This window comes from Pseudomonas sp. S1_E05, assembly GCF_056337105.1.
Window position 1 is genome coordinate 1,134,957 of record NZ_JBFRHM010000001.1, and the last position, 12,195, is coordinate 1,147,151.

A 12,195-nucleotide genomic window follows, 5' to 3' on the forward strand; every position below is an offset into this window, starting at 1 on the left:
AGCAAGTTTCGGATGAGGCTCTATAGGTGGTGCCGAACACATTTCGGTGCCGCCTCTCCAAGAGTTTTGGGAATGCTGATCTGCAATGGATCTTCTGGCCCATCGTTCGTCTACTGAACTAAGTCCTTATTTTTTTTGCTTTGATGGCCAGGCGGAGGACGTACAGGCCGATAACAAAATCCACGCTGGCACAGAACATTGGATACCAACCGGGTGCCGCAGGATTTATGAAGAACCATTCGTGAGTCAGGTCATACAGGGCATGTAATATCCATAAAGCACCTATCACCATCAAGGTCTGTGGCGTACTGCTCAGGACCAGCAGAAGTCCGCCCGCGATGAAGGGAATGCCGAATATCAACTCATCGAATCCAACTGTGGCTTCTCCCGCGTAAAACGCAAAAAAACTGTAAATGCCTGGTAAGGCAACGAGAGTGATTGCATACAGCCAATGTTCACCATGAACCCTGCGCGCGAATAAAATCGCAAAAACGGCGAACAGCAAACCGCAAATGCCAGCAATCATACTTTTTCTCACTCTTCATGTTCGTCAGTTAGCAGTCCCAGGCCGTGGGCTCGCGCTGATCGTGTCCTGGAGGATAGGGCATGGGTGGACTGGCAGGGGATGGTGACGAAACAATTGCCAATCCTCGTCCTCCCAACGCTATGTATTATCATTTACATCATCTGCCCGCTCGCCACTGGATAAAAATGACAAATGTCAGAATCGGCCATCAGCCACTGCTGGATTTACTGCAAGCCCATCCGCTCCTGGGGGCGTCCAACGAAGCCTCGCGGCAACTACTGGCCGCTCATGCAACGCCGTGCAGCGCCGAACGTGGCCATCGGCTGTACGACCAGGGTGATTCGGCGACCCGTTGCCTGTTTATCGAGAGTGGCGAAGTCTGTCTGGTGTGTTACACCGAACAGGGCGAGGAATATGTCCGCAACCATTTCAGTGCCGGCAGTCTGGTCGCACTCCCCGTGATGTTCATGGAGCATGGCTGTTACCCGGCGAGCGCTGTCGCTTCGGGTACGGTGAAAGGTTATTGGCTGACGCGCAAATCTTTTCTCGAAGCCTGTCATCAGGACGGGCCACTGGCACTCGCCTGTTTGCGCTATACCAGCGAAATGCTGCGCCAGAGCCTGATCAAAAGCTATTCGCTGGCGACCACGGATTGTCCCCGTCGGCTTGCCGAGTACCTGCTCGAGTTGTACGCCAAACACAATGTCACCGCGTTGGAGTTACCACTGAAGATCGGGCAGCTCGCAGCCAACCTGGGCATGCGCGGAGAAACGCTCAGTCGGGTTCTGGCGAGCTGGCGTCAGCAGGAGCTGGTCAGCGGCCGGGGCAACAAAATTACCATTCTTGATCTGGAACGTTTACGCCTGATCGGTCAAGTGACAGGTCGCTGACGGGATTTTTCCAGCGATATCCATTCCTCCACCTGCCAACACGCGAGACGACGCACGATGCAAGCGCTTATCGGCGGTTCCATGCAGAACAGCAATAAATGCAAAAAACTGCGCAACAATTGCAGAGATTGAATTCTGAAATTTAGTGATAGTAAAGGGAGGGGCTCAAATAAGTCTTTGATTAGTAGCGCTTTTGTCACGAGGATGATCGGCGTCGCTGTCTGGGGTTTGTAAACATGAAAAATTTACCAGTGCGCAAAGTCGTGGAAGGTGCGTGTCATGACTCAGCAAGATCCAATGTTCGGGACTGCGGCAGATGACGGGTTTGATGTGGTTCTGCTGTTCGGCCCTTATCGTTTGTATCCCGTCCAGCGGCGCTTGGAACGATCTGGCGAGGCCGTTCCGATTGGAAGTCGAGCATTGGACATTCTGGTTGTTCTGGTCAGGGAGGCGGGTAGCGTCATCAATAAGCGAATTTTGATGACCAAGGCCTGGAAGAACATCGTCGTCGATGAAAGCAACCTGAGGGTCAATATAGGTTTGCTGCGCAGAATCCTGGGGGAGGGCGAGAGCGGGAGCAGCTACGTTGCTAACATTCCGGGGCGCGGCTACAGCTTTGTCGCGAAAGTCACTCGTCTGGATTCGATGTCGCGCCTCGAGTTGGCGACTGAAAGGCGTCGCCTGATCGCTGCTGTACCGGCTCTCGGCCCAGCTCAATTGGTCGGACGTGAAACCGATCTTGATTTGCTCGCTTCGGCGATATTGGATCATCGCTGCGTGTCAATCGTAGGGCCAGGGGGCATAGGCAAGTCGACGGTGGCGATGGCCTGTGCTCAAAGGCTGATCGACGAATACTCCGCTGAGGTGCATTGCCTCAATCTCGATTCGCTCGCCCAACCCCACTCACTCGTCCGATCGCTGATGGGCGCGCTTGGGATCGAGCAGGATGGAAGTGACCCCGTTAGCGCGATCACCAGGCGCTTGGCAGGTGCCAGCACCGTTCTGGTCTTCGACAATTGTGATGAGTCGCTGGGCGAGGTCTCGACACTGGTCGAGGCCCTTTGCGAACACGGCGCTGAACTACATGCGCTGGTGACTAGCAGAGAAGCGCTACGAGTCAATGGTGAATTCACCTATCGCCTGAGTTCTCTTGACGTTCCGCCCAAAGGGATGTTGTTAACGGTTGTCGAAGCGAGGGCCTTCTCAGCCATTGAACTGTTCATCGGAAAGTGCATGGCGACCGCGTCTCTTTGCGAGTTCACCGACGAAGATGTTCCACGCATTGCCGAGATTTGTTCGCGGCTGGATGCCAACCCATTAGCGATCACGCTGGTCGCTTCACGTGTCGTGACATTTGGTCTGGCCGGCACGCAGGCGTTGCTTAACAGCAGCTGTCGGTTGTATTGGAGCGGACGACGCAACGCCATCTCCCGCCACCAGACACTCAAAGCCATGCTTGACTGCAGTTTTAACGCGCTAAGTGGCGATGAACAGCAACTGCTGTATCGACTTTCGGCGTTCGGGGGAGGTTCAGCCTCGCCGATATCCAGGCTATGAGCGATAAAATGCCGGATTTCGCGGCATTGGTCGGCTTGTTGGACGCTCTGGTCGGTAAGTCTGTGCTGATGCCCCAAGCTACCCCCAGCGGTGTTATGGAGTTCCGTATGTTTGAAAGTGTTCGGATCTTTCTGCTGGAAAAAGTTTTGAAGGGCGAAACCCGCAAACGCGAGGCATCATATTGTGAGAGCCAGCAGGGCAGCCTGCGGCGCCAAGGCTCGGTGGGGTGAGGTTGTGACAGAGCCGGCCGTCTTTGCAGAAAGTTTGCAGGAGCAGAGGCTCCTGCAAACGTTGTTGAGCAATTATCCGAGTTCAGCCAGCGCGTTGGCCACGCCATCACCGTAGGCAGTATCAGCTTTGCTGCAGTTGGCGATGTGTCGCAGTTGCACATCGCGGGACACAGAGTGAAGCGAGCGGGCGGTATTCTCGAAGAGCGCCTTTTTTGCCTGATCGGTCATTTGCCTGAACAGGTTGCCAGGCTGCTCGTAGTGGTCGTCGTCGACACGATGATCCCAGTGACCTGCTGAGCCATGAAGGTCCAGTGACGGTTCACGCCACTCGGGTTGGTCCAGCCATTCGCCCTGACTGTTTGGCACATAGGACAGCGTGCCGCCGTGATTGCCATCGACACGCATGGCACCATCGCGGTGAAAACTGCGGACCGGGCAGCGGGGTTGATTGACGGGTATCTGGCTGTGGTTGACACCCAAGCGATAACGGGCAGCGTCGCCATACGAAAACAGCCGTCCCTGGAGCATGCGGTCCGGTGAGAACCCGATACCTGGAACGATGTTGGCAGGGCTGAAAGCGGCCTGTTCAACCTCGGCGAAGACATTCTCGGGGTTGCAATTGAGTTCGAAGAAGCCTACTTCGATCAACGGGTAATCGCCATGTGGCCAGACCTTGGTCAGATCAAATGGGTTGACCGGATGGCTGTTTGCCTGGGTTTCAGTCATGACCTGGATGTAAAGCGTCCACCGTGGATAGTCCCCAGCTTCGATGCTGTCGAAGAGATCGCGGTGATGGCTTTCACGATCTTCGCCGACCAAATGCCTCGCTTGTTCATCACTGAGATTGGCGATGCCTTGTTGAGTCTTGAAGGTGAACTTGACCCAGTGCCGTTGATTGTTGGCGTTGATGAGGCTGTAGGTATGGCTGCCGAAACCGTGCATATGCCGGTAACTGCGTGGAATGCCGCGCTCGCTCATGACGATGGTGACCTGGTGCAGCGCCTCGGGCAGGGAAGACCAGAAGTCCCAGTTGTTCTGCGCACTGCGCAGACCGGTACGCGGGTCGCGTTTCACCGCGTGGTTCAGATCCGGAAAGCGTAGCGGATCACGGAAGAAAAACACCGGCGTGTTATTGCCCACCAGATCCCAGTTCCCCTGCTCAGTGTAGAACTTCATGGCAAAACCACGAATGTCACGCTCGGCATCGGCCGCACCACGCTCGCCCGCCACAGTGGAAAACCGCGTGAACATCGCCGTCTGTTTTCCGATTGCACTGAAAAGGCTGGCCTTGGTGTAACGGGTGATGTCATGGGTCACGGTGAAGGTGCCGTAAGCGCCGGCGCCCTTGGCATGCATGCGCCGCTCGGGGATTACTTCCCGATCAAAGTGGGCGAGTTTTTCCAGCAGCCAGATGTCCTGAAGCAAGGCAGGTCCGCGGGGGCCTGCTGTTTGGGTATTGAAGTTGTCAACGACGGGAGCTCCGTTGGCCGTTGTCAGTTTTTTGTTCGACATGGCGTAGCCTCACGAGGGTTTCAATCGAAAAAGAGCTACGGGCCTCAACCAGAGGTGAATGGCAGTTGTGGTCACCAGGAAGACCATCACCTCGAGTTTTCAACCGGCTGGCGCCGGGGGAGGCCGTAGCTAAAAGCGGAGAGCGAACAAGGGAACGCGCAGTGCTTAACTGCGCAGGAAGGCCAGCAGGTCCTGGTTGCACTGATCCTTATGGGTTTCAGTCAGACCGTGCGGTGCGCCCGGATACACTTTGAGCAACGCGTGCGGCACGAGTTTTTTCGAAGCGCGACCGGCTGCATCGATCGGTACAATCTGATCGTCATCGCCGTGGATGATCAGTGTTGGCTTGTCGAATTTCTTCAGGTCTTCAGTGAAGTCGGTTTCAGAAAATGCCTTGACGGAGTCGTAGGTATTCTTGAAGCCTCCCGTCATGCCCTGCCACCACCAGGCGTCGATCATTCCCTGAGAGACTTTGGCACCCGGACGGTTGAATCCGTAGAACGGGCCACTCGGGATGTCTTTGAAAATCTGGGAGCGGTCGGCAAGCATGCCGTTGCGGATGCCATCGAACACCTCGATCGGCAGACCACCGGGGTTTTTCGGGGTTTTGACCATTTGCGGTGGTACAGCGGATATCAGGCTGATTTTTGCCACGCGGGAGGTGCCGTGGCGCCCGATGTAGCGCGCGACTTCGCCACCACCGGTAGAGAAGCCGACGACGGTGACGTTGCGCAGATCGAGCGTGTTGATGACCGTGGCAAGATCATCTGCGTAATGATCCATGTCGTTACCGTCCCACGGCTGACTGGAGCGGCCGTGGCCCCGACGGTCGTGAGCGATGACCCGGAAGCCCTGGGAGGCGAGGAAGTATGCCTGGTAGTCCCAGCTATCGGCGTTCAGCGGCCAGCCATGACTCAGTGTCACCACCGGGCCGTCCTTCGGTCCCCAATCCTTGTAGTAAATCTCTACGCCTTCTTTGGTCACGATAGTTGACATGTCCTGTGCTCCTTTTTTGGTGGACGAAGCGTTTTTGCTGGATACCTGAGCTGTCGCACTGGCGGGCAGTGCTGCTACAACGGCTGTGGCCAGACCGCCCAACAACAAGTTGCGACGCACTTTTTCGTCGAGTGAAAGTGAGGAATCGTCTGCCATTTAAATGCTCCTGATGAAGATGGATCAGTCCCGTTGACTGGCCGAAGCACTATGGTCAAGTTCGTTGAAAAGCGGTGTGAAGGGGTGCAAAGAGTTGTTGGTTTTTGGTGTGCCAGGTTGTTTCGCTGCGACAGCGACAGCAGGTTGTTTTCGCTAGTGACTTGCCTCGAACGTCTCAGCAATGTGAAACTTTGCCGCGATCTATCGAGCAACATAGTCGTGAAATCGAAATGACCGACCCGCGCTTCAAGACTGAAAAATACAGTTCATCGCGGCTGCTGATCTCATCGGCGGGCCGCAACTGGAGTGGGCTGGTTGCCGAGGTGCGCAGCCACAGTGACGGCGTCATCGCTAAAAATAGCCGCCAACCCACGACTGAACTGGTGTTCGACACCCGAGGCGAGAATGGCGCGATCGTGACGCGCAAGGCCTACGATATGGTTGAGCAGACGCCATCGAAGAGGGGCATGACATGGATTTGTCCTGAAGGCATTCAGGAGGACCTGGTTTTACTCTCCGCCGCAATGCCCGGCTTGCTGCATGTGCACCTGCACCCTGATCAATTTGGGGGGCAAGCCTTGGGCGACGGGTTCGACGGTGGCGAGTACTCGACGATACGCTTCGAACGCGGCTTCGAAGATGATCTGATCGCGAGCATCGGTCATGCCATTTTTGTCGAGTTGTACAACCCCAGCCACGCAGGGACCCTGCTGGTCGAGACGCTCGCGTGCAGCGTCGCCGCGCGGCTGCTACAGCGCTTTACCAGCACTTCGCCGTCGCGCCTCTCGTCACTGGATGTCGTAGCGCACCCCGGGATGAAACGCATTCGTCAGGTGATGGATTACATCGAGGACAATATCGAGTCGACGATCACTCTTGATGATATGGCCGCCGTCGCCTATCTCAGTCGCTTTCACTTCTCTCGTGCATTCAAGGCGGCTACCGGCAAAACCCCATACAGCTACGTCACCGAACGGCGCATGGAACGAGCCCGGCATTTACTCAGGCACAGTGCACATACTGTTGCGGGCGTTGCGATGGCGTTGAGCTTTTCCTCCCAGGCGACCTTCAGCCGAGCCTTTCGGCAGTACACAGGACAGACGCCAAACGAGTTCGCCAAACATTCACGCACGAGGCGCGAAGGCGTCGTTTGAATCGGCGGCCATCTCGATGTACTCGAGCATCTTCTCGTTGCCATCGAGAATGTCACAGCAGATCGCCGCCCGAGCCGCCGCGCCGTCGCGCCGCTTGAGGGCGTCGAGCACTTCCCAGTGATGGTCGATGGCCATCCGCTCGTTGAAGTTGCCATAAGCGCGGGCGATCAGGGGGCCGGTGCGCATCCACAGGCTATCGAGCAAGCCGGCCAGTACCGGCATGCGGGCGATGGAGGTCAACGCGTAGTGAAATTGCTGGTTGCACTTGAGCGCCGCCTGCAAGTCCTGGGCGTTGATCGCGGCGATGTTCTGTTCGATGCAGGCTTGCAGGTCCTCGAGTTCGCTGTCGGTGACCAGCGTGGCGGCCGTCTCCGCAGCCAGGCCTTCAAGCGCCAGGCGGATGCTGCGGATCTCGCCGTATTGCGCGGCCGTGAGAATGGGCACGCGGATGTCCCGTGGGGTCTTGAGGATCAGCGCCTGTTCCTTGGCCAGTTGCAGGATCGCATCGCGCACCGGGGTCACGCTGGTGCCCAGTTGCTCGGCCAGGTCGCGGATGCGCAGGCGATCGTCCGGCTGGAACCGTCCGGTGATCAGGGCTTCGCGCAGCAGCTCATAGATGCCGCTGCCCAGGTACGAATGATTGAGGGTTTGAATGGGGTAGCTCATTGATCGCTCATCTGCGGCGGATGCCCGGCCCGAATGATGGGAGTTTCCGGCCGGGATTTCCAGATTATTTCAGACGTGCTGACCACCGTTGACGTGAATCTCCGAGCCGTTGATGTACGACGCGCCTCGGGTGCAGAGGAAATGCACCAGGGAGGCGACTTCTTCCGGCTTGCCCAGGCGGTGCATTGGGATCTGCTGATCGACGATCAGCTCGGTGCCGGCGGACAGGATCGACGTCTCGATTTCACCGGGGGCAATCGCGTTGACACGCACGCCGTGGGGGCCGAAATCGTGGGCCATCTCCCGGGTCAGCGCGGCCAGTGCGGCTTTCGAGCAGGCATAGGCGACCCCGGCAAACGGGTGCACCCTGGAACCTGCAATCGAGGTGACGTTGATCACCGAACCTTGCGCAGCCTTGAGCTCATCGAACAGTCCCTGGGCCAGCAACGCCGTGGAAAACAGGTTGACGTTGAACACGCTGAGCCAGGTGGCGTAATCGGATTCCAGCACGCCCAATCGTGCGCCGGCTTCGCCTTTGGGTGAAATGCCGGCGTTGTTCACCAGGGCATCGAGGCGTCCGCCGAGTTTCTCCCGAATCAATGGCAGGCTGCTGCGCACCTCATCGATGTCTTCCAGGTCCAGGTGGATGTGATTCAGCTCGCCTTCAGCCCAGGGGCAGCCTTCGGTCCAATTCTGTCGCGACGCGGTAAACACACGCCAGCCCGCGGCGTTGAAGTGTTTTACCGTCGCATGGCCGATGCCACGGCTCGCACCAGTGAGGAGGAGGGTTCGTTGCTCGGTCATACAGGTGCTCCTGAGGAAGGGGTGGAGTGGTGAGACTATACCAATAAAAATTATGATGCATCATATTCCAAATGTGTTACTAATGAGCCGCGCCTCGGAATCAACGCCGTGCGCCGGCCACCAGGTGCAAGACACCCGGCGCTGACCGAAATATTGCTGCCAAAAACAAAAAAACCACCTGCCATCCCTTACAGCTGCCGCTCACGCACGTAGCGAATTCGGAGAGACGCATGAACAGCAAAATCGCAACCGTACTGATGCTTGGAATGCTTGCCGGCCCATTGAGCGCCGCTGAAAAACTGACCGTGGTGTCCTTCGGCGGCAATAACCGCCAGGCCCAGGAAAAAGCGTTCTACAAACCGTTCACCTCAGAAAAGAAAGTGGCGATCACCGCCGATGACTACAACGGCGAAATGGCCAAGATCCGGGTCATGGCCGACACCGGAAAAACCAGTTGGGACGTGGTCGAGGTCGAATCCCCCGAACTTCTGCGCGGTTGCAGCGAAGGGCTGTTCGAGCCATTGGACTGGTCGCGCATCGGCAAGAAAGAGGACTTTATCCCGGCCGCCGTCAGCGATTGCGGGGTGGGTATCTTCATCTGGTCTACCGTTCTGACATACGACCCGAAAAAACTCGCCAGCGCGCCACAAGGCTGGGCGGATTTCTGGGACGTGAAGAAATACCCCGGCAAGCGCGGCCTGCGCCGTGGCGCCAAGTTCACCCTGGAGTTCGCCCTGCTGGCCGATGGCGTGGCCAAGGAAGATGTGTACACCTTGCTCGGCACCGAGGAGGGCGTGCAGCGGGCGTTCCGCAAACTGGATCAGATCAAACCCGACATCCAGTGGTGGGAATCCGGCGCCCAGCCGTTGCAATGGCTGGCGGCGGGCGACGTGGTGATGACCTCGGCCTACAACGGGCGTGTCACCTCGGCGCAGGCGGAGGGACAATCGTTTGAAATGCAGTGGAATGGCAGCCTGTACGACCTCGACCACTGGGCGATCGTCAAAGGCTCACCGAACAAGGCCCTGGCAGAAGACTTCATCGCCTTCGCCAGCGCGCCGGTGCAGCAGAAGCATTTTGTCGAGGCCATTCCGTACGGGCCAAGCAACACCAAAACCGTGGCGCTGGTCGATGAAGCGGTGGGCAGCAAACTGCCGACTTCACCGGATAATCTGAAAAACGCCCGGGCCACGGATGCCGAGTTCTGGATCGACCACGGTGAAGACCTGGAAGAGCGCTTCATCGCTTGGGCCAACAAGTAATGCAAGGGGCCTGCGCGAGCAGGCCACATCACCGAAGCGAGGAGTTACGAACAATGCCGCTTGAGAAAGTATCGGCGCCACCCTGTCTGCTGGAGGCGGCACCTGCCCGGGTCAGTGAGGGGCAGGTCCTTGAGGTCCTTGCGCAGCACTACGCGATCAGCGGAAAACTCGAGCGACTGGGCGGCGAGCGCGACCTGAATTTCCGGGTCATGCTCGCGGACGGTTCGTCGCGTCTGTTCAAGTTGTCCCATCCATTGGAAAACCCGCAAGTCGTGGACTTCCATAACCAGGCCATGCTCCAGATCGAGCGTAACGATCCGACGTTGCCGGTGCAGCGTGTCTTTCCATCGCTCAGCGGGCGCTTCGTGGAGCCCGTCGAAATCCAGGGACAGCGCATGCAGGTCCGTCTCCTGTCCTTCGTTGACGGCTTGCCGCTGCACCGCGTCGCCCATACATCGGTGAATTTCAGGCAGAACCTGGGGCAAGCGCTGGCGCGTTTCGACCTGGCACTGGGCGGCTTCAGCCATCCTGCGGCCGGGCACGTCCTGCTGTGGGACATGCAACATTCCCAGCGTCTCAGACCCCGGCTGAAACACATCGAGCCTGGCGCTCGTCGCGACCGGATCGAACACAGCCTGGACCGCTTCGAGGCCGAGGTGTCAGGCCGGTGCGCCACGCTGCGTCATCAGGTCATTCACAACGACATGAACCCGCACAACGTCATCGTCGATCCGGAGCAGCCGGATGTGCTGCGCAACATCCTGGATTTTGGCGACATGGTCCACGCGCCGTTGGTCAACGAAGTCGCGGTCGCTGCATCGTATCAACTGGGGGTGTCCGGCGATGTCCTGGCGCCCGCACTGGACATGATCCGCGCCTATCACCAGGTCAATCCTCTCACCGGCGAAGAGCTGCAACTGCTGCCGGTGCTGATCTCCACACGCCTGGCGTTGTCGTTGTGCATCAATTACTGGCGGGCCGACCTGCACCCGGATAACCGCGAGTACATTCTGCGCAACGCCTACCGCGCACAGGACAGCCTGGCGGGTTTGTCCGCGATGTCTTGCGCCGAAGTCCACGACAGAATCCTTGCCGCTTGCACCCAGGAGGTTGGCGCATGAGCATGATCAACGGTTTCACTTCAGAAGATGCCGATCGCCTGTCAGACAAGGAAAAACGCCTTGTCGAACGCCGGGCACGGTTGCTCGGCCCGGCCTATCGATTGTTCTACGAACACCCCTTGCACACGGTGCGCGGTGAAGGTGTGTGGCTGTATGACGAACAAGGCCGGCGGTATCTGGATGCCTACAATAACGTGGCGTCGGTGGGGCATTGTCATCCCCGGGTGGTCGAGGCGATCAGCCGGCAGGCCGCGCAACTCAACACCCACACTCGCTACTTGCAGGAGGGCATGCTCGATTACGCCGAGCAACTGCTGGGCACCTTTCCCGATCACCTCGAGCGCGTCATGTTTACCTGCACCGGCAGCGAGGCCAACGACCTGGCGTTGCGCATCGCCAAGCAGTTCACTGGCGGCAGCGGGGTGATCATCACCCGCTTTGCCTATCACGGCGTCACGGGTGATATCGCCGAGCTTTCCCCGTCGCTGGGTCCGAGCATGGTTCTGCCGCCCCACGTGCGCACCGTTCGTGCCCCCGATGCTTATCGGCTGGGTGAGGATCAGGTGGCCTCGACCTTCGTGGCTGACGTCCGTGCGGCCATCGATGACCTGCGCAAACACGGCATTCGTCCGGCGGCGATCCTGGTCGATGGCATTTTCGCCAGTGATGGTGTCTTCGCCGACCCGGCCGGCTGTATCGCCGAAGGGATCGCACTGGCCCAGGCCGAGGGCCTGCTGTACATCGCCGATGAGGTCCAGTCGGGCTTCGCCCGCACGGGCTTGAACCTGTGGGGATTCCAGCGGCACAACGTGCGTCCCGACCTCGTCACCCTGGGCAAGCCGATGGGTAACGGCCACCCCATCGCCGGCCTGGTCGGTCGTGCGCAAGTGGTCGATCACTTTGGCCAGAACATGCGCTACTTCAACACCTTCGGTGGCAACCCGGTGTCCTGCGCAGCGGGGCAGGCCGTGCTGGACGTCATCCGTGACGAACAGTTGCAGCAGCGCTCGCACACCCTGGGTGAATACCTGTTGACGGGGTTGCGGGAGCTCGCCGAACGTTACCCGATCATCGGTGATGTGCGCGGTGCAGGGATGTTCCTGGGCGTTGAACTAGTCAGCGACCGCGCCACAAAAGCGCCTGCTGCCACGCAGACCCGGCAGGTGGTCAACGCGATGCGCGAGCAGGGCGTGTTGATCAGTGCTGCCGGGCCGCTGGAAAACGTGCTGAAGATTCGCCCGCTGTTGGCCTTCGAACAGGAGCATGCGCACTTGTTACTGGAAGCGGTCGGCACGGCGCTGGAAGGGCTGCAGCCGTAGCG

General features: G+C 58.5%; 12 protein-coding genes. 7 read left to right on the forward strand and 5 right to left on the reverse strand.

From position 1 onward, the window contains the following. Positions 1 to 118 precede the first annotated feature (118 nt). A complete protein-coding gene (locus AB4N33_RS05310) occupies positions 119 to 526 on the reverse strand; it encodes a hypothetical protein (protein ID WP_460141554.1) in 408 nt (135 codons plus the stop codon). An 80-nt stretch (positions 527 to 606) separates the two neighbouring features. On the opposite strand from AB4N33_RS05310, the gene AB4N33_RS05315 reads away from it, so the two are divergent. From AB4N33_RS05315 to AB4N33_RS05325, 3 genes are all read left to right on the forward strand, one after another. After that, entirely contained in the window at positions 607 to 1,416 is an 810-nt protein-coding gene (locus tag AB4N33_RS05315) for a Crp/Fnr family transcriptional regulator (RefSeq protein ID WP_460141555.1), read from the forward strand. Between the two features lie 279 nt (positions 1,417 to 1,695). After that, positions 1,696 to 2,973 carry an ATP-binding protein gene (locus tag AB4N33_RS05320; protein WP_476456630.1) on the forward strand — a complete coding sequence of 426 codons (1,278 nt, stop codon included), beginning with the start codon at positions 1,696 to 1,698 and terminating at the stop codon, positions 2,971 to 2,973. Continuing rightward, a complete protein-coding gene (locus AB4N33_RS05325) occupies positions 2,970 to 3,203 on the forward strand; it encodes a hypothetical protein (protein WP_476456631.1) in 234 nt (77 codons plus the stop codon). The genes AB4N33_RS05320 and AB4N33_RS05325 overlap by 4 nt, the downstream gene beginning before the upstream one ends. Before the next feature lie 72 nt (positions 3,204 to 3,275). Here the strand turns inward: AB4N33_RS05325 and AB4N33_RS05330 are convergent, their stop codons facing one another. Together AB4N33_RS05330 and AB4N33_RS05335 are read right to left on the reverse strand one after the other, a co-directional pair. Next, the gene (locus AB4N33_RS05330; protein ID WP_460141557.1) at positions 3,276 to 4,715 is read right to left on the reverse strand and encodes a catalase; all 1,440 of its coding nucleotides are present in this window, start codon (positions 4,713 to 4,715) and stop codon (positions 3,276 to 3,278) included. A 165-nt stretch (positions 4,716 to 4,880) separates the two neighbouring features. Continuing rightward, positions 4,881 to 5,711 carry an alpha/beta fold hydrolase gene (locus AB4N33_RS05335; RefSeq protein ID WP_460142129.1) on the reverse strand — a complete coding sequence of 277 codons (831 nt, stop codon included), beginning with the start codon at positions 5,709 to 5,711 and terminating at the stop codon, positions 4,881 to 4,883. Between the two features lie 386 nt (positions 5,712 to 6,097). On the opposite strand from AB4N33_RS05335, the gene AB4N33_RS05340 reads away from it, so the two are divergent. Further along, a complete protein-coding gene (locus tag AB4N33_RS05340; RefSeq protein WP_460141558.1) occupies positions 6,098 to 7,021 on the forward strand; it encodes a helix-turn-helix domain-containing protein in 924 nt (307 codons plus the stop codon). Here the strand turns inward: AB4N33_RS05340 and AB4N33_RS05345 are convergent. Both AB4N33_RS05345 and AB4N33_RS05350 read right to left on the reverse strand, forming a co-directional pair. After that, positions 6,992 to 7,687, reverse strand: a complete 696-nt coding sequence (locus AB4N33_RS05345; protein ID WP_460141559.1) for a GntR family transcriptional regulator — start codon at positions 7,685 to 7,687, stop codon at positions 6,992 to 6,994. The two genes, AB4N33_RS05340 and AB4N33_RS05345, sit on opposite strands and share 30 nt — an antisense overlap. A gap of 69 nt (positions 7,688 to 7,756) precedes the next feature. Further along, a complete protein-coding gene (locus AB4N33_RS05350; protein WP_010466155.1) occupies positions 7,757 to 8,491 on the reverse strand; it encodes an SDR family NAD(P)-dependent oxidoreductase in 735 nt (244 codons plus the stop codon). A gap of 230 nt (positions 8,492 to 8,721) precedes the next feature. Between AB4N33_RS05350 and AB4N33_RS05355 the strand changes: the two genes are divergently transcribed. The 3 genes from AB4N33_RS05355 to AB4N33_RS05365 are packed head-to-tail and all read left to right on the forward strand — an operon-like array spanning position 8,722 to position 12,193. After that, entirely contained in the window at positions 8,722 to 9,753 is a 1,032-nt protein-coding gene (locus AB4N33_RS05355; protein WP_010466153.1) for an ABC transporter substrate-binding protein, read from the forward strand. Between the two features lie 53 nt (positions 9,754 to 9,806). Further along, on the forward strand, positions 9,807 to 10,874 hold the full coding sequence (locus AB4N33_RS05360) for a phosphotransferase (protein WP_476456632.1): 1,068 nt from the start codon (positions 9,807 to 9,809) through the stop codon (positions 10,872 to 10,874). Further along, the gene (locus tag AB4N33_RS05365; RefSeq protein ID WP_476456633.1) at positions 10,871 to 12,193 is read left to right on the forward strand and encodes an aspartate aminotransferase family protein; all 1,323 of its coding nucleotides are present in this window, start codon (positions 10,871 to 10,873) and stop codon (positions 12,191 to 12,193) included. Before AB4N33_RS05360 ends, AB4N33_RS05365 begins: the two co-directional genes overlap by 4 nt. Positions 12,194 to 12,195 lie beyond the last annotated feature (2 nt).